This window comes from Streptomyces sp. PKU-EA00015 (assembly GCF_013387495.1).
GTDB lineage: Bacteria > Actinomycetota > Actinomycetes > Streptomycetales > Streptomycetaceae > Streptomyces.
In genome coordinates, this window is record NZ_JABZEE010000067.1 from 1 (window position 1) to 25,793 (window position 25,793).

Annotated in this window: 25 protein-coding genes and 2 pseudogenes; 18 read left to right on the forward strand and 9 right to left on the reverse strand. The window is 71.9% G+C overall.

Annotated features, from left to right (window positions below):
• Positions 1 to 643, reverse strand: a 643-nt coding sequence (locus HW130_RS31365) for a peptidase inhibitor family I36 protein (protein ID WP_177153156.1), incomplete at its 3' end; no start/stop codon positions are given.
• Between the two features lie 211 nt (positions 644 to 854).
• On the opposite strand from HW130_RS31365, the pseudogene HW130_RS31370 reads away from it, so the two are divergent.
• Together HW130_RS31370 and HW130_RS31375 are read left to right on the forward strand one after the other, a co-directional pair.
• Positions 855 to 2,233 (forward strand): annotated as a pseudogene (locus HW130_RS31370) (SMI1/KNR4 family protein).
• A 40-nt stretch (positions 2,234 to 2,273) separates the two neighbouring features.
• Positions 2,274 to 2,354 (forward strand): annotated as a pseudogene (locus tag HW130_RS31375) (IS5/IS1182 family transposase); the annotation flags it as partial.
• Between the two features lie 48 nt (positions 2,355 to 2,402).
• On the opposite strand, the gene HW130_RS31380 reads toward HW130_RS31375, so the two are convergent.
• Positions 2,403 to 3,194: an alpha/beta hydrolase gene (locus tag HW130_RS31380; protein ID WP_177153157.1), complete on the reverse strand. Its 792-nt coding sequence runs from the start codon at positions 3,192 to 3,194 to the stop codon at positions 2,403 to 2,405.
• Between the two features lie 121 nt (positions 3,195 to 3,315).
• On the opposite strand from HW130_RS31380, the gene HW130_RS31385 reads away from it, so the two are divergent.
• On the forward strand, positions 3,316 to 3,882 hold the full coding sequence (locus HW130_RS31385; RefSeq protein WP_177153158.1) for a TetR/AcrR family transcriptional regulator: 567 nt from the start codon (positions 3,316 to 3,318) through the stop codon (positions 3,880 to 3,882).
• A gap of 362 nt (positions 3,883 to 4,244) precedes the next feature.
• On the opposite strand, the gene HW130_RS31390 is transcribed toward HW130_RS31385, so the two are convergent.
• Both HW130_RS31390 and HW130_RS31395 read right to left on the reverse strand, forming a co-directional pair.
• Positions 4,245 to 4,544 (reverse strand): DUF397 domain-containing protein, encoded by a 300-nt coding sequence (locus HW130_RS31390; RefSeq protein ID WP_177153159.1) that lies wholly within the window; start codon positions 4,542 to 4,544, stop codon positions 4,245 to 4,247.
• Positions 4,525 to 5,379 carry a helix-turn-helix transcriptional regulator gene (locus tag HW130_RS31395; protein WP_177153160.1) on the reverse strand — a complete coding sequence of 285 codons (855 nt, stop codon included), beginning with the start codon at positions 5,377 to 5,379 and terminating at the stop codon, positions 4,525 to 4,527. Before HW130_RS31395 ends, HW130_RS31390 begins: the two co-directional genes overlap by 20 nt.
• 165 nt (positions 5,380 to 5,544) lie before the next feature.
• Here HW130_RS31395 and HW130_RS31400 point away from each other — a divergent pair, with 165 nt between their 5' ends.
• From HW130_RS31400 to HW130_RS31425, 6 genes are all read left to right on the forward strand, one after another.
• A complete protein-coding gene (locus HW130_RS31400) occupies positions 5,545 to 5,748 on the forward strand; it encodes a hypothetical protein (protein ID WP_177153161.1) in 204 nt (67 codons plus the stop codon).
• Positions 5,748 to 6,200: an ATP-binding protein gene (locus tag HW130_RS31405; protein ID WP_177153162.1), complete on the forward strand. Its 453-nt coding sequence runs from the start codon at positions 5,748 to 5,750 to the stop codon at positions 6,198 to 6,200. The genes HW130_RS31400 and HW130_RS31405 overlap by 1 nt, the downstream gene beginning before the upstream one ends.
• A gap of 29 nt (positions 6,201 to 6,229) precedes the next feature.
• Positions 6,230 to 7,174: a hypothetical protein gene (locus HW130_RS31410; RefSeq protein WP_177153163.1), complete on the forward strand. Its 945-nt coding sequence runs from the start codon at positions 6,230 to 6,232 to the stop codon at positions 7,172 to 7,174.
• A gap of 105 nt (positions 7,175 to 7,279) precedes the next feature.
• A complete protein-coding gene (locus HW130_RS31415) occupies positions 7,280 to 8,152 on the forward strand; it encodes a hypothetical protein (protein ID WP_177153164.1) in 873 nt (290 codons plus the stop codon).
• 1 nt (position 8,153) lies between these two features.
• A complete protein-coding gene (locus HW130_RS31420; protein ID WP_177153165.1) occupies positions 8,154 to 9,080 on the forward strand; it encodes a hypothetical protein in 927 nt (308 codons plus the stop codon).
• A gap of 9 nt (positions 9,081 to 9,089) precedes the next feature.
• A complete protein-coding gene (locus tag HW130_RS31425; RefSeq protein WP_177153166.1) occupies positions 9,090 to 9,893 on the forward strand; it encodes a DUF1963 domain-containing protein in 804 nt (267 codons plus the stop codon).
• Between the two features lie 281 nt (positions 9,894 to 10,174).
• On the opposite strand, the gene HW130_RS36405 is transcribed toward HW130_RS31425, so the two are convergent.
• Positions 10,175 to 10,534 carry a hypothetical protein gene (locus HW130_RS36405; protein ID WP_256356464.1) on the reverse strand — a complete coding sequence of 120 codons (360 nt, stop codon included), beginning with the start codon at positions 10,532 to 10,534 and terminating at the stop codon, positions 10,175 to 10,177.
• Here HW130_RS36405 and HW130_RS36410 point away from each other — a divergent pair.
• Positions 10,521 to 11,096 (forward strand): L,D-transpeptidase family protein, encoded by a 576-nt coding sequence (locus tag HW130_RS36410; protein ID WP_309140641.1) that lies wholly within the window; start codon positions 10,521 to 10,523, stop codon positions 11,094 to 11,096. The two genes, HW130_RS36405 and HW130_RS36410, sit on opposite strands and share 14 nt — an antisense overlap.
• A 53-nt stretch (positions 11,097 to 11,149) precedes the next feature.
• Here HW130_RS36410 and HW130_RS31435 read toward each other — a convergent pair whose 3' ends face one another.
• Positions 11,150 to 11,872: an SMI1/KNR4 family protein gene (locus HW130_RS31435; RefSeq protein WP_177153167.1), complete on the reverse strand. Its 723-nt coding sequence runs from the start codon at positions 11,870 to 11,872 to the stop codon at positions 11,150 to 11,152.
• A gap of 447 nt (positions 11,873 to 12,319) precedes the next feature.
• On the opposite strand from HW130_RS31435, the gene HW130_RS31440 reads away from it, so the two are divergent.
• Both HW130_RS31440 and HW130_RS31445 read left to right on the forward strand, forming a co-directional pair.
• A complete protein-coding gene (locus HW130_RS31440) occupies positions 12,320 to 13,048 on the forward strand; it encodes an RNA polymerase sigma factor (RefSeq protein WP_177153168.1) in 729 nt (242 codons plus the stop codon).
• Positions 13,048 to 14,091: a hypothetical protein gene (locus HW130_RS31445; protein ID WP_177153169.1), complete on the forward strand. Its 1,044-nt coding sequence runs from the start codon at positions 13,048 to 13,050 to the stop codon at positions 14,089 to 14,091. The genes HW130_RS31440 and HW130_RS31445 overlap by 1 nt, the downstream gene beginning before the upstream one ends.
• 234 nt (positions 14,092 to 14,325) lie before the next feature.
• Here the strand turns inward: HW130_RS31445 and HW130_RS31450 are convergent, their stop codons facing one another.
• Positions 14,326 to 15,177, reverse strand: a complete 852-nt coding sequence (locus tag HW130_RS31450; protein WP_177153170.1) for a L,D-transpeptidase family protein — start codon at positions 15,175 to 15,177, stop codon at positions 14,326 to 14,328.
• Between the two features lie 264 nt (positions 15,178 to 15,441).
• Between HW130_RS31450 and HW130_RS31455 the strand changes: the two genes are divergently transcribed.
• Positions 15,442 to 17,022, forward strand: a complete 1,581-nt coding sequence (locus tag HW130_RS31455; protein WP_177153171.1) for a methylmalonyl-CoA mutase — start codon at positions 15,442 to 15,444, stop codon at positions 17,020 to 17,022.
• A 59-nt stretch (positions 17,023 to 17,081) separates the two neighbouring features.
• Positions 17,082 to 17,735, forward strand: coding sequence for a leucine efflux protein LeuE (gene leuE / locus HW130_RS31460; RefSeq protein ID WP_177153172.1), 654 nt, complete (start codon positions 17,082 to 17,084; stop codon positions 17,733 to 17,735).
• Between the two features lie 336 nt (positions 17,736 to 18,071).
• On the opposite strand, the gene HW130_RS31465 is transcribed toward leuE, so the two are convergent.
• A complete protein-coding gene (locus HW130_RS31465; protein ID WP_177153173.1) occupies positions 18,072 to 19,388 on the reverse strand; it encodes an alpha-2,8-polysialyltransferase family protein in 1,317 nt (438 codons plus the stop codon).
• Positions 19,388 to 20,371 (reverse strand): glycosyltransferase family 2 protein, encoded by a 984-nt coding sequence (locus HW130_RS31470; protein WP_177153174.1) that lies wholly within the window; start codon positions 20,369 to 20,371, stop codon positions 19,388 to 19,390. Before HW130_RS31470 ends, HW130_RS31465 begins: the two co-directional genes overlap by 1 nt.
• A gap of 187 nt (positions 20,372 to 20,558) precedes the next feature.
• Between HW130_RS31470 and HW130_RS31475 the strand changes: the two genes are divergently transcribed.
• The 4 genes from HW130_RS31475 (at position 20,559) to HW130_RS31490 (ending at position 25,690) form a co-directional block, all read left to right on the forward strand.
• On the forward strand, positions 20,559 to 21,875 hold the full coding sequence (locus tag HW130_RS31475) for a DUF6716 putative glycosyltransferase (protein WP_177153175.1): 1,317 nt from the start codon (positions 20,559 to 20,561) through the stop codon (positions 21,873 to 21,875).
• A gap of 127 nt (positions 21,876 to 22,002) precedes the next feature.
• A complete protein-coding gene (locus tag HW130_RS31480) occupies positions 22,003 to 23,277 on the forward strand; it encodes an acylneuraminate cytidylyltransferase (RefSeq protein WP_177153176.1) in 1,275 nt (424 codons plus the stop codon).
• Between the two features lie 13 nt (positions 23,278 to 23,290).
• Positions 23,291 to 24,214, forward strand: coding sequence for an N-acetylneuraminate synthase family protein (locus HW130_RS31485; RefSeq protein ID WP_177153177.1), 924 nt, complete (start codon positions 23,291 to 23,293; stop codon positions 24,212 to 24,214).
• Positions 24,215 to 24,643: 429 nt separating this feature from the next.
• Positions 24,644 to 25,690 (forward strand): hypothetical protein, encoded by a 1,047-nt coding sequence (locus HW130_RS31490; protein WP_177153178.1) that lies wholly within the window; start codon positions 24,644 to 24,646, stop codon positions 25,688 to 25,690.
• Positions 25,691 to 25,793 lie beyond the last annotated feature (103 nt).

Genomic DNA, 25,793 nt, shown 5'->3' on the forward strand with positions numbered 1-25,793 from the left:
ACAGCTTCCCGGTGGACGCCTCGCGGGCGATCACGTCCTCGCGGCCGTCACCGCTGAAGTCGCCGTGCCGGACGAGGGCGTTCATGGCGTTCCAGCCGCTGTTGCCGACCAGCCGTCCGGTGCCGTCGCCGGGCAGGAACCACAGACGGCCCGCCTTGTCCCGGACGAGGACGTCGGCCCGGAGGTCGGCGGTCAGGTCACCGAAGCCCGCCGCCTGGGGCGCGGTCGTCGCGTACCACTCCGGGTAGGGCGGGAGGATGCACTCCCGCTCGGTGGGGACGAACCTCACCGAGCTGGCGGAGCCGTCCGCGTGGCCCCACTCGGTACCCGCGGGGTCGGGGGCCCAGATGTCGACGCCGCCGGCCTGGCCGTAGTTCGGGTCACCGTGCAGGCAGACGAACTTGGACGTGTGGTTCACGACGGTCTGGAACGTATTGTCCCAAGTGCCGAGCGTCGCCTTGTTCGCGTTCGTCTTGAACATGGTGCCTGTGCCGTTGTCGCTCTTCCAGGCACAGAAATAGCCCGCCGGGCAGTCGCTGATCGCGGCCTGTGCGGGCGCCGCGCCCGCGCCGAGGAGCCCGAGCGAGGTGAGCCCCAGCGTCGTGGCCATCGCGGCCAGGCGCCGAAGCAGAGATACGCGCATGTCTTCCCTCCCTGACGCGGCGCGGAGAGACGCTCGACGCGCCGCGAGAGGAAGATACCGTGCCGCCGTGATCACTCCGTCGCGGGCGTTGCCGTACCGGGGCACCCTGACCGGCGGCCCCACCGCCAGGTCCTGAGCCGCCCCCGCCCCGACCGGCGACCTTGCCCGACGACCACTTCCCCTGCGATCGACGGAACGACCGGAGGCCACCTTGCCCTCGATACACGACTTCGCGACCTGGGAGCCCTTGCTGCGGCTCGTTCAGGCATCCAACGCGGAGCGGCTTGCCGCGCCGGGCGGATACGTGACCGGCCGGATCAGCCGCGGCAGTTGGAGCGTGCCCGTGCGGCGGCCCCATCCCCGACCGGGACAGGCCGCCCAGGTCGAGGACATGCAGGACGAGTTCACCGCCGTGGAGCGCGTGAAGCGCGCGCTCACAGCGGACGGCGTGGACGACATCTCGTTCTTGGTGGAGAACGCGCCGGACGGGAAGACCGCGCTCAGTCTCTTCGACGCGGGTCCGGCCGTGGAGTCCGGCATCGGCACTCCCCACCCGGGTGCGCTGGTCCTGGTCGAGGGCGCCGTCCCCGAGCCCTGGCGTCGTCTTCCCGAGCCGGTGCCCGGCGCGGGACCGGCGCCGTCGGCGGACCTGACTCTGTTGGAGCGGACGCTCCGCGAGCGGCTTCCCGACGCCATCGGTGCCACCGAGGCGGAGATCGCCGAGACCGAAGCGCGCCTCGGCGTCGTGCTGCCCGACGAGCTCAAGGTGCTCTACCGGGTGGTGCGGGGGAGGTGGGAGGACTGGGGCAACGACGACGAAGCAGCGGAACGCGTCGGCGAGGCGGTCGGTTGCGAGCTCTTCGCCCTGGGCTGTACATCGCGGACGCGGAGTCCCGTCCCTGCCCTTGGAAGTTCGCGGCGAGGGACGCGGTCGTCACTCCGCCGGACGCCGCGGTGCAGGGGCTGGTCGGCTCGCCCGGCTGGATCGTCTTCGGCGACAACGGCGGCGGTGACCGGGTGGCGGTCGACCTGACACCGGGCCCGGCCGGACACACCGGACAGATCATCATGATCGACCACGAGCAGAACATCGGCGCCGGACTGCGCGCCGACTCCCTCACCGACATGGTGGTGAACCGCCGCACCGACTGGTACGCCGGCCGTTCCTGGGAGCAGCCGCCCGTGGTGGCCCGGGTGAACGTCCGGAGCCTGGACAGCGTGGAGGCCGCCGCCCACCCCGACCTGGAGGTCCTGGGAATCGGCGTGTGGGAGGGCGAGCCGCTCAGCCTCGCCCCCGTCGTCGGGCTTCCTCGACTGCGGACCCTCAGCGCCTACCCGGGTACGCTCGCCGATCCGCTGGAGATCGCCGAGCTGACCGGGCTGGAGTTTCTGGACCTCGGGCCCGAGGAGTGGCGCGTCCTGCTCGACGCCGACGCCGTCCCGCGCAGTCTGTCCGCCGCTTCCATCGAGGTGCAGGGCGACCGGCACCCGCTCCCGATCGTGGCCCTCGCCAACGAACTCCTCGCCCTGTGGGACCGTCCCCGGATCACCCGGACTGTCCTCGAAGGCCGCCTCGGCCCCGCCGCGTAGCCGGCGGTGGCGGACCGCTGCAGCGGCGGATGACCGGAAGCGGAAACTCCGCTGCAGCACCACCCGCATCACCAGCCTCGTCCAAGCCGTCCTGACACTCCACCCGACCTGCTCGAACCGACGTGGGTGCGGCTCCCTCCGGAGGGAAGCGCTGAGCTGGGACAAGCCGTCACCACTGCGCGGCCCAGGCCAGGCTCTCGTCCGCGACCTGTTCCCAGCCCTCGTGGAAGCAGGTGCCGTGGTCGCGGTCCGGGTACTCGCGGTACTCGGTGACAGCTTCGGAGTGCAGGTGGCGGCGGTGGTTCTCGCGTACGACGCTCGGCGGGACGATGCGGTCGGCGGTGCCGGCGACCAGCAGCAGGGGGGAGCGGGCGTCGTTGCGGTAGTCCACGTAGGTGGCCGCCCGTGCCTTGGGGGTGAGGTTGGCCAGGCCGGCCTGGAAGAGTGGACGGCCGGGCCCGGGGATCGCCCAGGTGGCGCGTTCGCGGGCGGCCTGTTCCGCGGAGACGGTGTTGGCGAAAACGTAGTGGAACTGGCGCTCGGTGAGTGCCACGGTGCGGTTGAGGTTGGCGGGGTTGCCGAGCACGGGCCAGGCGGCGCGCAGCGCGGACAGCGGCAGGCCGAGAACGCCGCGGGGCTGGCCGGGGTGGAGTGCGACACCGGCCCGGCCCCAGCCGCGGTCCAGCAGGATCTGGGTGACCAGGCCGCCGAAGGAGTGGCCGATGATCACAGGCTGCTCGGGCAGGGCCCGCAGAAACGCCTCGTAGTGGTCGGCGATCTCCTTCACGCCCAGCCCGGCGGGGGCCTTGTCGTGGTCGAGCGGCTCGCCGAGCTCTGAGACGCCGGGCCAGGCCGGGGCATGCACGGTGTGCCCTTGTGCGACGTAGCGCTCGATCCAGGGCTGCCAGCTGTGCGGTGTCATCCAGAGGCCGTGGACGAGCAGGATGGCCTGTGCGGGCATGGAGGCTCCCCAAGATCGACGGCCGTCGCGTGGTAGACAGACCGTTCTTTCTCCCTAGCCTGGGCTGCCCAACGGCCGCTGTCAAACCGGCTGGACAAATGTGTCGGTTAGGTTTGCGTCCATGAGCACCGAGACTTCCGTCAAGCCGCGCCAGCGCCTCCTGGACACTGCGGCGGAGCTGTTCTACGCGGAGGGCATCCAGGCCGTCGGGGTGGACCGGCTGATCTCCATGGCGGGGGTCACCAAGGCCACCTTCTACCGGCACTTCCACGGCAAGGACGAGCTGGTCCTGGCCTACCTCCACACGCGTGACGAGGACATCCGCGCCCGCGCGGCGCAGGCGGCCGCGGCCGCGAAGGACCCCGGCCACGTCGTCGAACTGCTGGTAGCGGGCCTTGCCGAAGAGATCTGTGAGCCGGGCTTTCGCGGCTGCCCCTTCATCAACGCCGCCGCCGAGTACCCGGACCCGCAGCACCCGGTCCGACAGCTGATCGCGGCGCACCGCGCCTGGTTCCGCAATACGCTGGCCGAACTGGCCGGCGCCTGCGGCCACCCGGCACCGGACGCGGCTGCGGCAGCCCTGGTGCTGCTGCGCGACGGTGCCATGGCAGGTGGCTACCTCGACGGCCAGGACGCGGTCCGCACCCACCTGCGCAGCACCGCACGGGCCCTGCTCCGGGCGAACTGACCCGTCGTTCGACCGTCGAACCACGCCGCTCGGCACCGAGGAAGCCCCGTCGGATGTCGTTCCGGCGACCACGCTGACGGCAACGTCAGCGTGACGAGACTGGTCGCCCTGCTGTCCGCCATGGCCGGCTTCCTGGTGACGGGCGTAGTGGTGTGCGGGCTCCTCGACATCCGGCCGGCAGCCGCGCGTGGGCCTCCCGGCAGAGGTAGGGGCTTTCCGCCGTGAAGGTGGCATTCATGGCGGTCGCCGTCCCGCCCGTCCTCGCCCTGGGCTGCTTCACCCTCGTCGACACGATCAGGCGTGCGATGGGGGAGGGATGGGGCGGATGGCGCCTGTAGGAAGGCCCGGGTCCGGCGGCCGGGCTACGAAACGCTGTGCCTGGGCTCTGACTTGAGGGACGTGACGAACGACGTCCAGGCCGGGGCCGTGACGGTGAGGACCGGGCCGCTCGGGACCTTGGAGTCGCGGACGGGGACGACGCCGGTGTGGGCGTCGCACACCTCGACGCAGTCTCCGCCGGTGCCGTTGCTGTAGGTGCTCTTGCGCCAAGGAGCGGCGCCCGGGAAGGCCTCGGCGACCTCCACGCAGTCCCCTCCGTCGCCGTTGCTGTAGGTGCTCTTGCGCCAGACAGCGGTGCTCAAGTCAATTCCGTTGCTTGCCATGTCGGTCATCCTCAGCCGCTTGCTCGATCAGGGCGAGGGACGCCTCCGGAGGCAGCGCGGCGGCCCTCAGCCGATCGTATGCCTTGCGGTACTGCTTCACGAGGGCCGGATCGTCGATGGTGTCCCCGCTGTACTGCGCCTCTGTGTAGATCAGGGGCGGGGCGTCGGGGAAGGTCATGATCTTGGCCGTGCCGAGCATGAGCGGGTGCGGTCCGCAGTTCCACGGAAGGATCTGGGGAACGATCCGGCGACGCCGTGCCAGCGCCGCGATGCGCTCCCACTGCTCGGCCGTCTGCTCCGGCGGAAGGATCGGTTGGCGCAGCAGGGACTCGGGGAGGATCGCCCAGTACTCCGGGGTCCTGTGGTTGTCCTCGAAGAGACGGGCCCGTGCCATCCGGGCGCTGACCTTCTCCTCCACCTCCTCGTCCGGGGCCAGCGGGTGCGCCGACCGCACCACCGCGCGCGCGTACGCGTCCGTCTGCAACAGCCCCGGGATCAGCGTCGGGCACCACTCCTCGATGGTCTCCGCGTGCTTCTCCGCCTCCAGCACCCGCTCGAAGTAGCTCGCGTGCCCCCGCCGTTTCGCCTTCCGTACGTCCTCGCACCGTCGCTGGAAGAAGCCGTCCGTCTTGAGCACCTGGTCGACGTGCGCTGCCAGTTCCGCCGGCATGCGGCGCTCGCCGCGTTCGATCTCGCTGAGGTGGCTGGGGCCGTAGAAGCTGCCCTCGACCAGCTGCGTGAGCGTGAGCCCGGCCTCCTCCCGTTTCCACCGCAATTCCTTGCCGTAGAAGGTGGGGACGCCCGCCGAGCCGTCGATGTCCTTGCGCTGCCCCATCGTTCACCGCCCTTGGTGCCGTTACCGCCCGTTCCCCGGCCATTACCAACTCCACGTGGCGTACGTGCAGTTCAGAGCCGGGAGCCTGAACACTTTTCAAGCTACGTGCCCGGTGGGCAGTGTGTGAGTGATTCGTCACAGAGCGCACTGGAAGGTGTGAACCCCATGCACGACCAACCCGACGCCCAGGACTGCGCCGAGGAGCTGCGAGCCGCACTCGCCGCGCACGGCATCACGCTGCCGTCCCTTGGTGTCGACCTGCCGACCTTCGCGGCCCGCTACCCGAACCGGCCGCTGATCGCGCTGGGCAACTGCAACGTGCTGACCGCCCGCGCGCTGGTCGCCGCCCTCCGCAAGGGAGCCGCGTGATGCGACCACCCCTGACGCTGGAGCTGCTCGCCACACCGGCCGCCGTGTCCGGTCTCCGTCGCGCGCTCGGGGACTACGGCGCCGACCTCCAGCTCTGCGCGAGTGAACTCGTCACCAACGTGATCCGCCACGTCGGCGAGGGCGTCCCCGTCACCGTCCGGGTGTCCTGCGACGGCGGCCGTACGCGCCTGGAGGTCACCGACCCCGACCCCCGGGTCCGGCCGGTCCTCTCCAAGGCCGCACATGACGACGAGACGGGCCGGGGCCTGGCGTTGCTCGACGCGCTGACTCTGCGATGGGGTGTGGGCCAGGGGCCCGCCAGCAAGACCGTGTGGTGCGAGCTGCCGGCCCGGCCGTCGGAAGGGGCCGCCGTCGTCGTCCGGTATCCGGGTGGGGATCAGGTCGGCGCTGTTCGTCACGGGCGACCTCATGACGCGACCGCGGGCGGTTGATGTCGGTGGCGTCCGTTTCAATTCCGGTCATGGACGAACGTGAAGAGCTCCACCTGGAAGAACTCCTTTCGGCGGTCCACCGGCTGGCCATCCCCGGCACGGGCGACCTGGCGTGCGCGGAGGCGGGGCATCCGGCAGGGCACGTATGCCTGGCACCGTCGGCGGAGATCGGCCTTCCCGCGCTCCAGGAGGCGCTCGACGGGCAGTACGGGCAGCCGCGCAACCTCGCCATGGGCGGGTACGCCGACCCGACCGTGACCGGGCGGACCGGGCTCCCGCTTCTGACGCCGTTCGGCGAGCGGATCGTCGAGATGCGCGCGTGGGCTTACGCGGACCGGTGGATCGGCTGCGGTAAGGCTCGCGACGGCGACGGTGACGGCGTCCGGCTCGTGGCGCTCGTCGCGGAACGGGATGATCCGGCTGCGGACATGGCCGAGGAGACTTCCTGGGTGGACGCGGTCGTCGCCGTCACGGGATGGGACACGACCCGCGTGCGCACGGTCGACTGGGCGGCGGTCGAGACCCGGCTCGGGACCGCGCTGCCGAGCGACTACAAGCGGCTCGCCGAGATCTTCGGGACGGGCGCCTTCGACGGATACCTCCAACTCCAGGTACCCGACGCGGCCTTCGAGAGCGGGGACATCGTCCGGCACACCGAGTGGCTGGGCGAGTGGGCCAGGACGCACAGCAGCGATCTGTGGACGCCGTACGAGGTGTATCCGGCGCCGGGCGGGCTGCTGAAGTGGGCGAGCTCCGAGCAGGCGGACGAGTTCTACTGGCTCACCGAGGACCCCGACCCCGACAAGTGGCCCGTCCTCGTGACCGAGGACATCCCCGACTCGTGGGTCCGGTTCGACGGCACGACCGCCGAGTTCGTCCTCCGGATGCTCACCGAACGGGAGCACCCTTTCTCGACGGCCCGCTACTTCGACACCCACTGGTTCGAGAGCTACGGGAGCGAGGACCGGCCGTGACACCCCCTGAGGGCCGGGTTGCCGGGAATGTCCGGCGGGGTGATCGCGGGCCGGGTGCTGCTGTACAGTCCGCGCCGCCCACGCCGCGACGTAAGGAACAGGTCCATGCGAACTCGCCCCAGACGCACCGCCGTGCTCGTCCTCCCGCTCGCGCTCTCGCTGGCCGCGTGCAGTGCGGAGGCGGAGGAGCCGGCCGTGGCGGGGAGCCCGGAGGCGGCGGCGTCGTCCCCGGCGCCCGAGCCGTCCGAGGCGCCCGAGTCCCCGGAGGACTTCCTCGACCTCGCCGAGAAGGCGATGGCGGAGGAGTCCGCGTGGACCTTCTCCGTGGAGGGCGATGAGGGGCTGACGCTCCAGGGGCAGAAGAGCGCGGCGACCTACGAGGGCACGGTCCGGCGCGCGGTCGGGCGGGCGGCGCTGCACTCGCAGGGCGTCAGCACCAGCAGCAAGGGCAAGAAGAAGACCGAGGAGCTCTACGTCGTCGGCGAAGCGGGCTTTCTGAAGGAGGGCACGGCCGACTTCAAGGCCGTGTCCCCGGCCGACCCGGAGATGCGGAACAAGGCCGAGGACCCGATCGCGGTCGTCGACGAGTTCCGGATCTACGCGCAGGCCGCCGGCGGCGAGGTGAAGGTGACCGAGACGGACGGCGGCACGGTCGAACTCCGTGTCGTGAGCGGCAAGCAGAAGCTGAGCGCCGTCCAGGGCCGGGCGTGGGCGAAGAAGGCCAAGCGCGAGTTCGACCCCACGGCCGCCCAGCTCCGCGAGGCGGGCATTCCGGTCGAGGACGGGCAGTTGACGCTCTCCGGCCTGGAGGAGGTGCTGGTCCTGGACGCGAAGACGTACCGGATCAAGAGCCACCGCCTCGATTTCGGCTTCCTGATTCCGTACAACGGCCAGGACATCGCCTTCGAGCAGCGGGTCGCCGAGGAGAACCAGGGCCCGTACGAGGGGAAGATCGAGCTCCCGGCGGGCGTGCGCTGAGATGGAGATCGTCCCCCTCACCGGCGTGACCGGCGCGGCCTTCGGGCAGTCACGCGCCACGGTGCGAGTCGTGCGCGGCGGGCCGGACTCCGCGTTCCGGCGGGGCGCCGACGCGCCGCTGACGGACCTGTACGCCGACGAGTCCTGCGTCTTCTTCGAGTACGACGACGCCGACCTGCTGCACGCGATCGAGATCGCCTCGCCCGGCCCTGTCAGCCTGCACGGGGTGCGGCTGCTCGGGCGGCCCGAGGACGAGGTCGTCGGCGAACTCCGCGACGCCGGGCACGAGGTGGTGGCCGAGGAGGAGGCGGGGAGCATCGGATTTTCGCTGCCCGCCCTCGGTGTCACGCTCGGCGGGACGGCGCAGGACACGGACGGGTTCGAGAGCGTGCGGTTCCGTGGCGTGTCCACCACACAGCACGCCTTCGAGTTCTTCGAGGGACCTGACGGCCTGGCGGGCGGGGGAGAACCGGCGGTGGTCCCGCACCAGGGCATCGGCCCGGTACGGCTCGGCGCGGGCCGCGGAGAGATGCGGAGGTTGCTGGGTGGCGGCATCGGCTCCGTACCGGAGTTCGGCGCTGCCTTCCAGGACACGTTCTTCTGCGGCGTGGTCCTCTCGTACGACGTGGACGGAAGCGTCGTACGGATCGCCTTCACGGGGCGTACGTCGCTCGGGCACGGGGGCGTGCCGCTGCTGGGCCGTCCTCACGGTGACGTGCGGGAGCAGGCGAGGGACCAGGGGCTGCGCGTGGTCGACCGGGAAGCGGAACTGGTCTTTCCCGACGCGGGCTTCAGCGTGCTGACCGCACGAGACGGCGACGGCCTGCCCACGACGGCCGTCGTACTGCCGGCACCGGTCGCGGCCCCGGGAACGGCTGCTGACGGCCGACGTGACGGCCCGCCTCGGGTGGGCCTGCGGGCACCCTAGGATCCGGCCATGCTGCCCTACTCGACCAGGCCGTCCGTCGATGCGATCCTCGCCGCGGTACCGGGCCTCGCCCCTTACGCCCGTCCGGCGGTCGTCCTGCATCCGACGCGGGGGGCGCCGGGGCTCCACGAGAGTTCCGTCGCCGGTCCGTTGCTGTGGCCCGCGGACGAGCCGTGGCCGCACTGCTCCGTACCCGACGAACTGGAGCCGTCCGGGCTGCCGCCTGTCGCGATGGTGCCGGTGGCTCAGGTCTTTCGACGGGACGCGCCGGGGGACTGGTGGCCACAGGACGCCGATGTGTTCCAGCTCCTGTGGTGCCCGAACGTGCACTGGGACCCGCCGGCTCCGCAGGCGGATGTCAGCCCGGTCGTGGAGATCCGGTGGCGGCGGGAAGCCGACATGACAGGGGGTCTGTTCTCGCCCCCGGCTCCTGTGCGGCAGGAGGAAGAGGACTACGGCTTCTCGCCGCGACCGTGCACGCTGACACCGGTGCCGCTGACGGACTTCCCGTACCCGGAAGAGCTGCCGGACGACCTCAGGGAGAGCGTGGACCGTCTGGTGAAGGAGACCGGCGGCGAGGACGGCGGCGACGTCATCACGCGCGTCGCGGGATGCAAGTTCGGCGGCTGGCCCACCTGGCACCTCAACGATCCGTGGGAATACCGATGCCGTGACTGCGATGCCCCGATGAAGCTCCTGTTCACTGTCGCCAGCGACCGCACGACGCGCATCACGGTGGGCAGGTGTGGGGATCTCCGGGTGTTCCGGTGCTCTGCGGACATCCGGCACGGCGTCGAGTTCGACGTGCACTGAGGGGGCGCGGGGCCCTACGCCTGCGGTTACGCACAGGCCCGCCGGATGCCCCGGCCGGTCAGTACCGGAACGCCTCCACGACCGCCTGCCCGCCCGGCCGTAGAACGCGCGCAGGTGCATGGGGAAGCTCATGATCCGGCAACGTACCCCGGGGCGCTGACAACGGCGCTCGCTCCTGTCCGGAATGTCCGCCGCCTGGCTTTTCGGGGGCCCGGCCGGGTATAACCGGCCGCCTTGACGGGCGCGGCCCGTTCCGCCGCGCTGTTCCGACGAGCCAAGGATCACTTCGTGTTGCGCTCTTCCCGTACGTATGCCTCCGTGTTCGCCGTGGTCGGCGCCATGTCCCTGCTGTCCGCGTGCGGGGACCAGGAACCGGCCGGTTCCGCGGCCTCCGTCGCGCCCGGTGCGAGCCAGGGGGAGCACGAATCGGGGGACGCGTCCGCCTCGGCGAGCCCGTCCGCCTCGGCCTCCGCGTCCGCGTCCGCCTCGGCGTCGCCCTCGGCCTCGTCGTCCGCCTCCGCCAAGGCGTCCGGCAGCGCGACCCCCAAGGCGACGGCCGGGGGCGCCAAGGGCAGCGGATCCGGCGAGCAGTCGGCCGCGCCCTCCGCACCCGACTTCCCCGTGCCCGTGAACGTCGGCAACGCGACCCAGGTCATCACGGTCAAGGCCAGCGGCTCGTACGCCACCGTCACCGCGTGGCAGAAGGGTTCGGCGGGCTGGAAGGCGCAGTTCTCCACGAGCGCGGGCCGGGTCGGGTCGAACGGCGTGACCGACGGGGCAACGCGCAGGCAGAGCACGTACACCACGCCCACCGGCACGTACACGATCACCGAGGGCTTCGGCGTCGAGTCGAGCGGCACCGCCATGCCGTACACCAAGGTGAACGACAGCCACTGGTGGGTCCAGGACCCGGAGTCGAAGTACTACAACCAGATGCACACGGCCGAGGGCGCGGACTTCCCGCTCACCGAGTCCGGTGAGCGCGGCAGCGAGCACCTGATCAACTACCCGACGCAGTACGCCAAGGCGCTGGTCATCAACTTCAACCGGTGGCCGGCCGTCCCGGGCCGCGGCGCGGGTATCTTCCTGCACGTCAACGGCAAGGGCGCGACGGCCGGCTGCGTGTCGGTGCCGCGCGCGACGATGGACCGGTTCATGGGGTGGGTCAAGCCGTCGGCGAACCCGCGGATCGCGATCGGCTGACGTGTGCCGGGGCGCGGCCGCGAGCCGCGCCCCGCTCAGGTGCCGCCCCGTCGCTACCCGTTCAGCCAGTCGCCCGGGATCGCCTCCCGGACCGCGTCCAGGGCTTCCTCCGTACGGCCCCGGGCCATGAGCCAGGCCCCGTCGTCGCGCAGCAGCACGCCGTCGCGCAGGAACCAGCGGGTGCCCGGCTCCTCCCCCTCGGGATACCGCGGGAACGGCAGCCCGACGCTGCGCTGTTCCAGCTCCTCGAGGTCCTCCTCCTCCAGCGCGTCCAGCACGTCCACGAGGTCGTCGGGGGCGTGCACCGACTCCGACAGCACGATCTCCACGAACGCGAGCGAGGTCCGGGCCAGCCAGTCCTCCCACTTCTCCCTGCTCTTGTCGGCCAGGTCGGGCCGCATGCGCACAGGCGGGTCCTCCTGGGCCAGGTCCGTGAGCAGGATGCCCCAGCGCGCGGCGCCCTGGTTCTCGTCGCGGAAGACGAGCGCCTCGCCCGCCTCGTCGACGTACAACTCGGCCGGAGAGCGGAGCGTGTCGTGGTTGCCGGTCAGGTCCGTGCGCCGGCCGAGCAGGGCGTACGCCTCCCGCAGCGCGGCGGGCAGCCGCAGTCCGAGGCGCTCCTCGGCGGCGGCGAGTTCCGCCTCGGACCACCCGTCGCCGGCGCCGAGCGGCTCGGCGCTCCAGTCGGCCGCGAAGCCCCTGACGAACTCCCAGGCGGCCCGGCGGTCTTCGACGGCCGCCTCGAGCGACCGGACGAGGTCGAATTCCTGTGTCATCCGGAGACCATATCGACGGGGCGGACAGACCCGGATCGGCGGAGCACGCGGCGCTCGCCCGGCGCGGAGAGGTGGCCGGCACGTGGCGGGTGTGTGAGGAACGCGTGGGCGCGCGGCGGGGTGAGCGCTGCTTTGCGTATCGAATCGATTACGGATCCGGAGGCCGGGCCATCCCGTCGAGGGCCCCGGGCAGGGGCGAAAAGAAGGACGACCGGGGCCGCCACCCCCCACAGGAGAGGCCCCGGTCGTCGCTTCGGGCGGGGTCGCAGTGGTACCCCGCACTTCTCTCAGCGCCGTGCGTGCGGTTTCTGTCACACCGCGCCGCATTGTTAGGTTGTTGCCGCTTGTACTAGGCATGGACGTGCACCCGGACGACGACGTAGCGTGCTGGTTCGCGCAGGGTGGCGCGGCAGTGGTGACCAGCTGCGATTCAGACAGGTTGAGGTAGTGCTGGGGGACGACGCGGAGTTGACCGCCGCGGTGCTCGCGGCTCAGGACGGGGACGAAGGCGCCTTCCGGACTGTGTACCGCACCGTGCACCCGCGGCTGATCGGCTATGTGCGCACGCTCGTCGGTGAGACGGACGCCGAGGACGTCGCGTCCGAGGCGTGGCTGCAGATCGCACGCGATCTCGACCGCTTCACCGGCGACGCCGACCGGTTCCGGGGCTGGGCCGCCCGTATCGCCCGCAACCGCGCGCTCGACCACATACGGATGCGCGGCCGCCGGCCCGCCGTCGGCGGCGACGAGACCGAGCTGACGGGCAAGCCCGCCGATTCCGACACCGTCGCCGAGGCGATGGAGTCGATCACCACCAACAGCACCATGGCGCTGATCGCCCAGCTGCCGCAGGACCAGGCCGAGGCCGTCGTGCTCAGGGTCGTCGTCGGGCTCGACGCGAAGAGCGCCGCGCAGACGCTCGGCAAGCGCCCCGGTGCCGTGCGCACCGCTGCGCACCGCGGTCTCAAGCGGCTCGCCGAACTGCTGCACGAGGGCGGTCACTTCGGCGACGTCGGGACGAAACCGCAGGTGACAGACGGTCGTCCGGTCGGTGCGGCGGAGGAAGGACCCCCTCCGGATCTCGACGGAGTGCCCCCGCAGCGCGGCCGCCGACGTGGCGCGACCGCGCCGGCCGGTGTGACGCATTCCCGCTCGCGGACGCAGAAGGACATGTGATGGCCGACGAGCGGTACGAGTGGCTTGACAGGGACGCGGCGGAGCGGCTGCTGCGCGGCGAGTCTGTCGAGACCCACGACGAACACGCCCGTATGCAGGCCGCACGGCTCTTCGAGGTCCTGGACGGCGCCGCCGATCCCGGATATCGCCACGACGACGGCGAGCTGCCCGGCGAGGCGGCCGCCATGGCCGCGTTCCGCAAGGCCAGGGCCGATGCGGCGGCACCCGCGGGTGACTTCCTCGGCACGGTACGGGTGAACCGACCCGCCGTGCCGGTCTCCGGGCTGCGCTTCGGCCGCCCCGTGCGCTTCGGGCTCGCCGCGGCGGTGGCCGCCGTCGCGCTCGGCGGGGTGGCGGTCGCGGCCGGTACGGGCGTCCTGCCCACTCCCTTCGGCGGCGACGAGCACCCGCTGCCCGCGTCCTCCGTCTCGGCCGCCGAGACGCCCGGCCCCCTGACGTCCGAGACGCCGGGCGCCACCGGCGGCGCGTCCTCGCCCCCCGGCGTCACCACGCCCCCGGCGCCGCCGTCGCTCGGCGGCGCGTCCACCGGTCCGTCCTCCGGCGCCGACGGCACCGGCTCCGGCGGTCCGGGCGACGGCGGGCAGGCGACGCCGGGCGCGGGCGGCCTGGGCACCGACGCGGAGCTGCGCCGCGACTCCGTCGAGGCGTGCAAGGACTACCGCAACGGCACCCTCGCCGCGGAGCGCAGGGAGCGCCTGGAGGAGCTGGCGAAGGGCGCGGACGGTGTGAAGCGGTTCTGCGACCGCCTGCTCGGCCCCGAGAAGGCCGGCGACGGACAGGGCGACGGCACGGGTGACGGTGGCACCAAGGACGACGGCTCCGGTGACGGGGACGGCAAGGGCGAAGACGACCGTGACGCGGGCGGCGAGGACTCCGGCGGCTCCGGCTCCCAGGAGGCCGAGCCCGTCGAGGTCCCGCCCGTCTCCTGGACGATCGTCCCGCAGGAACCGTCGGCGACCGTGTCCCCGACCGCTTCCGCGCCCGGGGACACCCCGGCGAGCTTGACCGGAAGCCTCCTCTGACCTGCGATTTTTCGCCCGCGCCGATGGGGTGTGACGTTTTTCCGGCCGGTGGCGCAGTAAGAAGTGAGCCGACTGGTCATCGGCCGCGCGAAGAGCCGGGGTTCCCCCCGTACCCACGGCTCAGCGCACATGGCGCGGGCGGGACACGTTCCCCCGGTCCCGCCCGCGCCCTCTCTTCTCCCGTCTTATCCGGCCCGGATCTCCGGCCCGAAGCCCTCGCTCGTGCGAGGCGGCTCACCAGTAGATGACGACCTTGTCGCCCGTGCGCACCTGGTCGAACAGCGCCGCGATCCTCCCCTTGTCCCGGACGTTGACGCAGCCGTGCGAGGCGCCGTTGTAGCCGCGGGCCGCGAAGTCGGACGAGTAGTGGACCGCCTGGCCGCCGCTGAAGAACATCGCGTACGGCATGGGCGTGTGGTAGATCGTCGAGACGTGGTGCCGGGACTTCCAGCCCACGTTGAACGTGCCCTCACGGGTCGGCGTGTACTGCGAGCCGAAGCGGACGTCCATCGTCGACAGGACCTTGCCGTCGATCATCCAGGACAGCGTCCGGGTGGTCTTGCTGATGCACATCACGCGGCCGGTCATGCACCGCGGGTCCAGCTTGGCCTTCGGCTTCTCGACCTCCTTGCCGTCCAGCTCGTCGCGGGTCGGCTTCGTCGTCATGCCCAGCAGCTTCTGCCAGGTGACCTCGTCCGTGCTGCCGGTGGCGGGCAGACCGCGCTTGCCCTGGAAGCCCTTGACCGCCGTGGTGGTGACCGGTCCGTAGGTCCCGGTGGGCTTGTCGTCGAACCAGCCGATCTGCGCGAGCCTGGCCTGCAGTTCGCGCACCTGCTCGCCCTCGGCGCCCGCAGTCATGAGGATCTTCGGCGCGGGAGCGGAGGTGCTGGGCGACGCCGAGGGCGTCTTCGACGGCTCGGGCGCCCGCGACGCCGAGGGTGCGGCGGTCGTGGGCGACGCACTCGGCGTGGCGGTGGCCCGCGGCTTCGTGGTCGCCGCCTGGGCCGTGCAGCCGGCCGTCACCACGGCCACGGCCATCGCGGCCGCCGCCGCCAGCGTTCTGACCGCAACGTCTTTCCTGAGCATGATCGCCCCCCTGAACATGATCGCCCTCTTTGTCCTTGTGCCTGATGAGACAGATGCACCTCCCGCCCGGTTGCGCGATCCCGCGCATCATGGGGGTAACAGTTGAGGGACGAGGACGACACAGCGGGCTGTGAGGAAGGTCCCAGCGCGGGGCCCTCCACCCGTCGCACGCCGCACCGCTACAGTCCGTCGCGAGGGTCGTTACCAGCCAGTAGCAACGAAAAGCCGGGCAGCTCCGGAAGTTCTAGCGGGAGGCACAGTCACATGGCGCGCGAGTCCGAGTCGGGACTGCCCATCGAGCCGGTCTACGGACCGGCGGACCTGGCGGGCTGGGACCCGGCCGAGAAACTGGGCGAGCCCGGTGCGTACCCCTTCACACGCGGCGTCTACCCGACGATGTACACCGGCCGGCCCTGGACGATGCGCCAGTACGCGGGCTTCGGCACGGCCGTCGAGTCCAACGCCCGCTACAAGGAGCTCATCGCCCACGGCACGATGGGCCTTTCCGTCGCCTTCGACCTGCCGACCCAGATGGGCCACGACTCCGACGCCCCCATCGCGCACGGCGAGGTCGGCAAGGTCGGCGTCGCGATCGACTCGATCGACGACATGCGCGTGCTGTTCGGCGGGATCCCGCTGGACAAGGTCTCCACGTCGATGACGATCAACGCCCCGGCCGCGCTGCTCCTCCTGCTCTACCAACTGGTGGGCGAGGAGCAGGGCGTTCCCGCGGACAAGCTGACCGGCACGATCCAGAACGACGTGCTCAAGGAGTACATCGCCCGCGGCACGTACATCTTCCCGCCGAAGCCCTCGCTGCGGCTGATCGCCGACATCTTCAAGTACTGCAAGGCCGAGATCCCGAAGTGGAACACCATCTCGATCTCCGGCTACCACATGGCGGAGGCCGGTGCCTCGCCCGCGCAGGAGATCGCGTTCACCCTCGCCGACGGCATCGAGTACGTCCGTACCGCCGTCGCCGCGGGCATGGACGTCGACGACTTCGCGCCCCGCCTGTCGTTCTTCTTCGTCGCGCGGACGACGATCCTCGAGGAGGTCGCCAAGTTCCGCGCCGCCCGCCGCATCTGGGCCCGGGTGATGAAGGAGGAGTTCGGCGCGAAGAACCCGAAGTCGCTGATGCTGCGCTTCCACACGCAGACGGCCGGGGTGCAGCTCACCGCCCAGCAGCCGGAGGTGAACCTGGTGCGCGTCGCGGTGCAGGGCCTCGCGGCGGTCATGGGCGGTACGCAGTCGCTGCACACCAACTCCTTCGACGAGGCCATCGCCCTGCCGACCGACAAGAGCGCCCGCCTCGCGCTGCGCACGCAGCAGGTCCTCGCGTACGAGACGGACGTGACGGCCACCGTCGACCCGTTCGCCGGCTCGTACGTGGTCGAGAAGATGACGGACGACGTGGAGGCGGCGGCCGTGGCCCTCATGCAGCGCGTCGAGGACCTGGGCGGCGCGGTCAACGCCATCGAGCGCGGCTTCCAGAAGAACGAGATCGAGCGCAGCGCCTACCGCATCGCGCAGGAGACCGACTCGGGCGAGCGCGTCGTCGTCGGCGTCAACCGCTTCACGCTCGACGCCGAGGAGCCCTACGAGCCGCTCCGCGTCGACCCGGCGATCGAGGCCCAGCAGGCCGAGCGGCTCGCGAGGCTGCGCGCCGAGCGCGACCAGGGCGCGGTGGACCAGGCCCTCGTGGCGCTGAAGAAGGCCGCCGAGGGCACGGACAACGTGCTCTACCCGATGAAGGAGGCGCTCAGGGCACGCGCCACGGTGGGCGAGGTGTGCAACGCGCTGCGCGAGGTGTGGGGCACGTACGTCCCCACCGACGCGTTCTGATATTCCGGCATACGAAACCCCGAGGCGGAGTGTCGCACCCTCGTGCGACACTCCGCCTCATGTTGGGTGTCACCGATCTGCCGACCTATCTCGCCGGGCTCGTCCTCATCATCCTGCTGCCGGGGCCGAACTCGCTGTACGTACTGTCCGTCGCCGCCCGCAAGGGCACCCGGACCGGATACAAGGCCGCGGCCGGCGTCTTCACCGGCGACACGGTCCTGATGACGTTCGCCGCGCTCGGCGCGGCCTCGCTGCTCCAGACGACTCCGCTGCTGTTCATGATCGTGAAGTACGCGGGCGCCGGCTATCTGACCTGGATGGCGATCGGCATGCTGCGGGCGGCATGGGCCATGTGGCGTGCACGCGGCGAGTCGTTCGGAGACGAGACGGCGGAGACGGCGGCCGACTCGGGGGAGAACCCGTTCCGCCGCGCGCTGATCATCAGCCTGTTCAACCCGAAGGCGATCCTCTTCCTGATCTCCTTCTTCGTGCAGTTCGTCGACCCGTCGTACGCGTACCCGGCCGTGTCCTTCCTGGTACTCGGCACGCTGCTGCAGCTCAGCAGCTTCCTGTACCTGACGACCCTGATCTTCGGCGGCACGCGGCTCGCCGCCGCCTTCCGCCGTCGCAGGCGGCTGTCGGCCGGTGCGACGTCGGCGGCGGGCGCGCTGTTCCTCGGCTTCGCGGTGAAGCTCTCGCTCAGCAGCGCGTGACGCGGGGCGCGGCAGGGCCGGTCGGCAGGGGCGCCGGGCCGCTGCGCGGGGCGTCTTCCCCACCCCGCCCCTTCCCGTAACCGGGGCAAGCCCCGGACCCCGTACCGCGCTTCGCGCGGTGTCCTCAAACGCCGGACGGGCTGACAAAGTCAGCCCCGCTGGGGGCACCTCCCACGGCCGCCAGGCCGTAGGGGGAGATTGAGGCGCTGGGGGTCCCCCCACGCCCGCAGGGCGTAGGGGGCGGGTCCGGGGGCGGAGCCCCCGGTTAGGGAAGGGGCGGGGTGGGGAACAGCCCGCCGCAGGCGCCGCGCCCCCGAGCCGCGCCACAGCGCCCCGTCAGGTCAGCGCGCGCTTCAACCGCCGTGCCCGCCGCACCACGCGGCGTACCGCCGCGTGGCGGGGGACCGGGAGGCCGCCCGGCAGGCCCAGGACCGTCAGGCGGCGGCGCTTGAAATAGCGCACCGTCGACGCGTCGAGCGCCGTGCTCAGGAAGCGTTCCGCCGCCGGCCGCAGATCCGCGCGGATCTGCGGCTGCATCGCGAAGCCCACCGCGCTCAGCAGACCCGTGAGCCGTTCGTCCGCCTCGGCCGGCGCACCCGCCGCGCCCTCCGCGAGGTCCGGGACCAGCGCGTCGACTACCGTCAGCGGCACGCGGTTGCTGTTCTGGTACGGCGTGAGCCGGTCCAGCAGCGGCTCCGTGCCCAGCCGGGCGACGGGGATGCCGTAGAACGTGGCCGCCGTGAACAGCGCCGTCGAGAAGCAGCCCGCGACCAGGCTCGGCCGCAGCTGCCGGTAGAGCACCTCGGCGAGCAGCGGCCGGTCCACGACCGTGAGGCCGACGCCCAGCGACTCCGCCTCGCGCTCCAGCGTCCGGGTCCAGGAGGCCGGGGCCGTCGGGTGCGGTTTGAACACCACGTTCCGGTGGCCCAGTTCGACCGCGGCCCTGAGCATGCGCAGGTGCTGCGCCTCCTCCTCCGCGGGCGTGATGATGCCGAGTGCCGCGAGGTACTGGCCCAGCAGAAGCGCCGGCCCCTCGCCGACACCGGGCACGGCTTCCGGCAGGACGTCCGACAGTTCCGCGACGATCTTGACGAACGCCTCGGTCGGAACGAGCTGCGGCTCGGCCCCGAACTCGGCGAGCAGCATGGGCCGCAGGCCCGGCACCAGGTCCAGGTGGAACAGCCGGCGCACCCGTTCGCCGACCAGTGGGTCGATCTTGTTGCGGGTGGGGCCGTAGCTCATCAGCCCGTCCGCGTAGACGTCGAGCGCCGCGTCCGGGAAGAGCTGGGCGATCGCCAGCGCGGGCGCGACCTGGATCGACTCGACGGCCAGCTCGATGCGGTCGTCGCCGAGGTCCCACAGCTGCCGCAGGTACCTCTCCCACAGCGGGATGTCGTCCTGGCGCGGCGACCAGCCGCCCGGGTGGAAGGGGGAGATGGCCTCGTTCCACGACAGCACCCCGTCGAAGCGGCCGCGCAGCCGCTCGAAGCCGGGCATCTCGTCCAGGGACGGTGTGGTCTCGGGCGTGGTCGCGTTGTTGGCGACGAGCAGGAGCCGCCGGTCCGCGGCGGCGAAGCAGCCGCTGTCGATCGCGGCGGCCACGGTCGCCGCTCCGTACAGGGAGGACGCGTAGAAGATCTGGGTGGTGGGCATCAGGCCGCCGCCTCCACGGTGAGCGGGGCGGGGCGGCGGCGCACCCGGCGGAGCCGGGAGGCGCGCTCGATGTCCATCGAGTCGAGCGCCTCGTTGAGAACGTCCTGCGGCATGCGCTTCAGGGCGGCGGCACTCATGGTGCGCAATTTCCGTGCCACGGCGGGCTCGAACCTTTCGATCGATCCCAAGTGGTGGGAAATGACGGCACAGTATGTACGGACGGCCTTCGGAAGAAGGCGGTCGGCCTCCGGGTCATTCGCCGTTTCCTCAAGCACCTGGTCGAATGCCTTGATGAAATCGAGCTGCCGGATGTCGCCGATCTGCGTCAGCGAGGAAGCGACTCCGCGCCGGTAGAAGATTCCGAGCCGGCTGATCGTCGCGAAAGTTTCCGCCTCGCGGTGCAGCCGCCAGATCCAGGGCCGGTCCTCCGCGGTGCGCAGCCCGTGCGTGAAGTGCAGCAGCCCCTGGTCGACGAGTCTGCGGTGGTACATCCCGGCCCACGCGTAGGGGTAGTCGACGCCGGTGGAGCGGTCGGCGGGCAGGATCCAGTCGCGCGGCCGCAGCACCTCGCCGCGCCGGCCGACGGGCGCCCGGTGCACCTTGCGTTCGCGGCCCGTGCACTGGACGTGGTCCGTGCGGACGAAGTCGACGCCGAGGCTCTCGTGGGCGGCGAGCAGCGCCTCGAAGTGCCCGGGCGCCAGCCAGTCGTCGCCGTCGAGGAAGGTGAGGTACTCGCCGCGCGCGGCGTCCAGACCGGTGTTGCGGGCGGTGGCCAGCCCGCCGTTCTGCTCATGTCTGATCAGGACAGCGCCCGGAACCGAGCGCTCCGCCCGCTCCAGGATCTCCGGAGTGCCGTCCGTCGAGCAGTCGTCGACGAGAAGGAACTCGAAGTCCTCGCGGGCGTTCGCCTGCAGGCTTTTCAGTGTGTCCGGGGCGTATGTCTGCACGTTGTAGAACGGCACGATGACGGAGAGCTTAACCACCTGCGCGACGCTAGGTCGCCACACGGCATTCGTATCGACTGCCGGAGGGATGGAAGGTGAACGCAGAGCGTCGACTTTGTTAACCCGCCCGTTTCCGAGGCCATCGCCCCGTCCGTAGGCGCTCTGTTAACCCGTTGTTGCAGTCGAGTTGGGCCGTGAAACGAAATGCCTTCCTAGCGTCCTCGACGTGCCAACACGTACCAGCGAGGCCGTACGGGTAGCCGTACTCGCCGACTCCGACACCCGGTGGAAATGGGGTGCGCTCACAGCGCGCCGTATCGCCCCGAGCACCTCCGTGGAGCTGAGCGGATTCCTGCTGCGCGGGCGGGCCACCCCGACACCCCGCCAGCTCACCGAGGTGGGCGTGCGCGCCGACGCGATGCGCGAGGTGACGGGGAACGAGTTCCTGCGGGCGGTCGAGGACGGCTCGTACGACGTCGTCGTCCTCGCGCTCGTCGGCGGCGGTGTGCAGGCCATGCTGCACGGCCTCGCCGCGCTGGGCCTCCCGCGCCGGCCCGTCGTCGTCACCGGCTACGTGGGAGTCGTCTACGAGAAGCTCGCCGACGGGCTGCTGCTGCGCCACGGCGCCGATGTCGTCCTCGCCAACTCCCGCCACGACGCGGACCGTTTCCGCGCCGTGTACGAGGGGGTGGGCGCCGACGCCTCGGCCGTCACCGAGGCCGCGCTGCCCTTCCTCGGCGGGGCCCCGTACCAGCCGGAGGAGGGCCGCGACACCGTCGTCTTCGCCGCCCAGCCCTCCGTGCCGGACAGCCGCGCCGACCGTACGTACCTGCTGCGCCGCCTCGTCGAGCACGCCCGGCTGCACCCGCGGCGCGAGGTCCTGCTCAAACTCCGGTCCAAGCCGGGCGAGCACACCACGCACCTGGAGGAGCTGCCGTACCAGAAGCTGGCGGACCGGCTGCCGGGCGGACTGCCGTCCAACTTCCGCCTGGTCTACGGGAACATGGGCGAGGTTCTGGACCGCACGGACCTGCTGGTCACCGTCTCCTCGACCGCCGCGCTCGAGTCCCTGCACCGCCGCATCCCCACCGCGATCCTCAGCGACCTCGGGGTGCGCGAGGTGCTCGGCAACCACCACTTCCTCGGCTCGGGCCTGCTGACGTCCTGGGACCGGCTCGACGGCGGCCACCGTCCCGTGCCCGACGCCGAGTGGCTGGCCCGTCAGGGCGTGGCCGCCGACCGCTCGTACGAGAGCGCCTTCGACGAGGCCCGAGCGCGGGTCGCGAAGCTGCTGCTCGGCGACGGGCCCGGGCCGATCGCGCCGTACTACACACCGAGCACGGCACCGGGCTACCTGCCGAACATCCTCGCCCGCCACCACCTGGCCCCCGACGGCGTCCCGCTGCCCGGAGCGGCCCAGAAAGCGGAGGTCACGGGCCTGCGCCGGGTGGTACGCGACGCGGTCCGCGAGGCGGCGCGCGGCGCCTACCGCCACGGCGTCCAGCGCGTGGCCCCGGTCATCCGCCGGATGGGCGAACTGTGACCCGCGCACCCGGCCGCCCGACGGCCTGCCCCGCGCCCGCGGCGCATGCGCCGCTCGCCCGCGCGGCGGCGTCCCGCACGAGGCCCCCTCGGGGGCCGAACCGCACCCGTACTGCTCAGGAGCCCCGATGACCGTTCTCGCCGTGATCCCCGCCCGGGGCGGATCCAAGGGCGTCCCGGCCAAGAACCTGGCGCCCGTCGCCGGTGTGCCGCTCGTCGCCCGCGCCGTGCGCGCCTGCCTCGACGCGCCGCTGGTCACCCACGTCGCCGTCTCCACCGACGACGCCGACATCGCCGCGGCCGCGCGCAGCGCGGGCGCCGAGGTCGTGCCGCGGCCCGCCGCCATCGCCGGCGACACCGCCACCAGCGAGTCCGCCGTCCTGCACGCCATGGACGCGCACGAGGCCGTGCACGGCGACCGCGTCGACGTGGTGCTGCTCGTCCAGTGCACCAGCCCGTTCATCGCCCGCGAGGACGTCGAGGGCGTCGCCCGCGCGGTCGTCGAGGAGGGCGCGGACAGCGCGGTGACCGTCGCCCCCTTCCACGGCTTCGTGTGGCGCGAGAGCGAGCCCGCCGACGCGGCGGACCCGGCGGTGGCGCAGGCGGTCGGCTCCACCGCCGTCCTCGTCGACACCGCAACGGCCACCGGCTCCGGCTACGGCGTCAACCACGACGCGTCCTTCCGGCCACGCCGCCAGGACCGCCCGCAGGACTTCCTGGAGACCGGCGCCGCGTACGCGATGAACGCCGCCGGCTTCCGCGAGGCCGGCCACCGGTTCTTCGGCCGCACCGCACTCGTGCGCACCGACCCCGCCCGCGTCCTCGAGGTCGACGACCCGCACGACCTGGCCCGCGCCCGGGCGCTCGCGCCGCTGCTGGACGATGCCGCGCTGCCCGCCCGCGAGGACGTCGACGCGGTCGTCCTGGACTTCGACGGCACCCAGACCGACGACCGGGTCCTCATCGACGCGGACGGCCGCGAGATCGTCGCCGTCCACCGCGGCGACGGCCTCGGCGTCGCCCACCTGCGCAAGGCCGGACTGGAGCTGCTGATCCTGTCCACCGAGCAGAACCCGGTCGTCGCCGCACGCGCCCGCAAGCTCCAGGTCCCCGTCCTGCACGGCATCGACCGCAAGGACCTCGCCCTCAAGCAGTGGTGCGAGGAGAAGGGGATCGCGCCCGAGCGCGTCCTGTACGTCGGCAACGACGTCAACGACCTCCCGTGCTTCCACCTCGTCGGCTGGCCCGTGGCCGTCGCGAGCGCGCACGACTCCGTACGGGCCGCCGCGCGTGCCGTCACTGCCACGCCCGGCGGAGAGGGCGCGATCCGCGAGATCGCCGCCTGGCTCCTCGGCCCGCACCTCCACACCCCTGAAACCACCCCCCTTTCCCCCGAGAAGTAAGGAAATACCCCCCATGAGCACCACCCGTCTGCGCACCCTCGGCAGCAAGACCGCCGGCCCGGGCCGGCCCGTCTACGTCACCGGCGAGATCGGCATCAACCACAACGGCGACCTGGAGAACGCGTTCAAGCTGATCGACGTGGCCGCCGACGCGGGCTGCGACGCGGTCAAGTTCCAGAAGCGCACGCCGGAGATCTGCACGCCGCGCGACCAGTGGGACATCGAGCGCGACACCCCCTGGGGCCGTATGACGTACATCGACTACCGCCACCGCGTCGAGTTCGGTGAGGACGAGTACCGCGCGATCGACGAGCACTGCAAGAAGCGCGGCATCGACTGGTTCGCCTCCCCGTGGGACACCGAGGCCGTCGCCTTCCTGGAGAAGTTCGACGTCCCGGCGCACAAGGTCGCCTCCGCCTCCCTCACGGACGACGAGCTGCTGCGCGCCCTGCGCGCCACGGGCCGCACGATCATCCTGTCGACCGGCATGTCCACCCCGAAGCAGATCCGCCACGCGGTCGAGGTCCTGGGCAGCGAGAACATCCTGCTCTGCCACGCCACCTCGACGTACCCGGCGAAGGCCGAGGAGCTCAACCTGCGCGTCATCAACACGCTCCAGGCCGAGTACCCGAACGTCCCGATCGGCTACTCCGGCCACGAGACCGGTCTGCAGACCACCCTCGCGGCCGTCGCCCTGGGCGCCACCTTCATCGAGCGCCACATCACCCTCGACCGCGCCATGTGGGGCTCCGACCAGGCCGCCTCCGTGGAGCCGCAGGGCCTGACCCGCCTCGTCCGCGACATCCGCGTGGTGGAGGAGTCGCTCGGTGACGGCGTCAAGAAGGTCTACGAGAGCGAGCTCGGCCCCATGAAGAAGCTGCGCCGCGTGGCCGGCGTCGTGGCCGAGGCGGACGACCGTGAGCCTGCCGCGGTCTGACGGCCCTGCCACCACGGCGGTGCCGCTCCCGCCGCGCCGGGCCACTCGCGCCCGGCGCGGGGAGCGCGGGGTCCCCGCCCGCACGGAGTGCCCTGCGCGGGCGCGCACGTCCGTAGCAGCGCGCGCCCCGCACGCCCGGGCGGCCGCACAAGGCGGCCATGCGTGCCCGAACGCACGAGCCCCGTACGTCCGCGCGGCCGCACAGGCCCCGCAGCGATGCGCGGCCGCGCAAGCCCCGCGGGCGCGCGCGGCTGCACAAGCCGGCCATGCGCGCCGGTACGCGCAAGCCCCCCAGCGGCGCATGCCCGCACAAGCCGGGCCACGCACGCCCCGCGTGCCCCCCGCGGCGGAGCCCGGCGCGCCCGGGCGTATCCATCCAGGCCCCCGGCCCCGCCGGGCGCGCCGATCCGGCATCACGAGGTGAAGCCAGTGAATCTCGCGTTCGTCGAGAGCCCGGTCCAGCTCCTGAACGTCCTGGAGTGGGCCCACGCCGGTTCCGGTGCCGCCCCCACCGGTGATCCCGCAGCCGACCTCACCGTGGTCGTCCTGTCGCCCACCGACCCCATGTCGCGGGGCCAGCTGCGCCGCATGGCGGAGCTCGCGCGCGGCGAGGGGTTCACCGTCCGCTGGCAGGAGGCGCGCGGCGGGGCCGGTGCTCCCCTGAGGACCGTCCGCGAGCTCGGCCCGATTCTGCGCCGGGCGGAGCGGATCGTGATCGGGGACCCGTTCTCCCGCTACGTCCAGCTCCTGCTGACGCTCGTCGGCGGCAAGAACCTCACCGTGGTCGACGACGGCACGGCGACCATGGAGTTCGTCGCACAGGTCGCCCGCGGGGAGCAGCTGGTGCGCTGGCACCGCCGCGGCGGCCGCCGCGGCCCGCGTGAGCTGGTGCTCGCACCGGTGACCTTCATGGCCCGGCGCAGGCTGAGCCCCTCCCGGTCCCGCACCGTCGAGGTCTTCACCTCGATGCCCGTGGAGCCGGCGCCGGGGATCACCGTCACGGCGAACGACTTCGCCTGGACGCGGCAGCGCTTCGGGCCGCCGACCCTCACGCGGGGCGCCGACATGGTCGGGACCTCGTTGGTGGAGACGGGCGTGGTGGACCTGGAGCAGTACCTGGACGCGGTCGCGACGCTGGCCCGCGCCCACGGCGCCACCCGTTACTTCGCCCACCGCAGGGAGAGCGCCGACAAGCTGCACCGGCTCGCCGCCGAGACGGGCCTGGAAGTGGTCCGCCCCGACCTGCCGCTGGAGCTGATCGCCCGCAGGGGCCCGATAGGCTCAACGGTGCTGAGTTTTCCTTCGACGGTCGTGCACACCCTGCCGCTGGCCCTCGCGGGCACGGGGATCAAGGTGGCGGTCTGCGACATCGCGCCCGAGTGGCTCAGAGCGAGCGCGTCGCCGCGGGCCCAGGGGTTCCTGGCTGTCGTCACGGGCACGGCCCGGGATGTGTACCGGCTGCCGGCACCCGCTTGAAGGGGGGCGCCCGGCGTCTCGCACCAGAGCCGACCTGACAAAAAGAGCGAGTGAGCTTACCCACAACGGCACACAGCTATGCACTTCAGGCCAGGTTTCCTTC

Excerpts from the sequence above, each read along its gene's own strand:
- HW130_RS31410 (WP_177153163.1), top strand. The coding sequence starts at position 6,230 with ATGGACGAACGTGAAGAGCTCCACCTGGAAGAACTCCTTTCGGCGGTC.
- HW130_RS31385 (WP_177153158.1), top strand. The coding sequence starts at position 3,316 with ATGAGCACCGAGACTTCCGTCAAGCCGCGCCAGCGCCTCCTGGACACT.
- HW130_RS31390 (WP_177153159.1), bottom strand. The coding sequence starts at position 4,544 with ATGGCAAGCAACGGAATTGACTTGAGCACCGCTGTCTGGCGCAAGAGC.
- HW130_RS31435 (WP_177153167.1), bottom strand. The coding sequence starts at position 11,872 with ATGACACAGGAATTCGACCTCGTCCGGTCGCTCGAGGCGGCCGTCGAA.
- HW130_RS31420 (WP_177153165.1), top strand. The coding sequence starts at position 8,154 with ATGGAGATCGTCCCCCTCACCGGCGTGACCGGCGCGGCCTTCGGGCAG.
- HW130_RS31400 (WP_177153161.1), top strand. The coding sequence starts at position 5,545 with ATGCACGACCAACCCGACGCCCAGGACTGCGCCGAGGAGCTGCGAGCC.
- HW130_RS31485 (WP_177153177.1), top strand. The coding sequence starts at position 23,291 with ATGAGCACCACCCGTCTGCGCACCCTCGGCAGCAAGACCGCCGGCCCG.
- HW130_RS31455 (WP_177153171.1), top strand. The coding sequence starts at position 15,442 with ATGGCGCGCGAGTCCGAGTCGGGACTGCCCATCGAGCCGGTCTACGGA.
- HW130_RS31425 (WP_177153166.1), top strand. The coding sequence starts at position 9,090 with ATGCTGCCCTACTCGACCAGGCCGTCCGTCGATGCGATCCTCGCCGCG.
- HW130_RS31405 (WP_177153162.1), top strand. The coding sequence starts at position 5,748 with ATGCGACCACCCCTGACGCTGGAGCTGCTCGCCACACCGGCCGCCGTG.
- HW130_RS31395 (WP_177153160.1), bottom strand. The coding sequence starts at position 5,379 with ATGGGGCAGCGCAAGGACATCGACGGCTCGGCGGGCGTCCCCACCTTC.
- HW130_RS31445 (WP_177153169.1), top strand. The coding sequence starts at position 13,048 with ATGGCCGACGAGCGGTACGAGTGGCTTGACAGGGACGCGGCGGAGCGG.
- HW130_RS31450 (WP_177153170.1), bottom strand. The coding sequence starts at position 15,177 with ATGCTCAGGAAAGACGTTGCGGTCAGAACGCTGGCGGCGGCGGCCGCG.
- HW130_RS31380 (WP_177153157.1), bottom strand. The coding sequence starts at position 3,194 with ATGCCCGCACAGGCCATCCTGCTCGTCCACGGCCTCTGGATGACACCG.
- leuE (WP_177153172.1), top strand. The coding sequence starts at position 17,082 with ATGTTGGGTGTCACCGATCTGCCGACCTATCTCGCCGGGCTCGTCCTC.
- HW130_RS31465 (WP_177153173.1), bottom strand. The coding sequence starts at position 19,388 with ATGCCCACCACCCAGATCTTCTACGCGTCCTCCCTGTACGGAGCGGCG.
- HW130_RS31415 (WP_177153164.1), top strand. The coding sequence starts at position 7,280 with ATGCGAACTCGCCCCAGACGCACCGCCGTGCTCGTCCTCCCGCTCGCG.
- HW130_RS31480 (WP_177153176.1), top strand. The coding sequence starts at position 22,003 with ATGACCGTTCTCGCCGTGATCCCCGCCCGGGGCGGATCCAAGGGCGTC.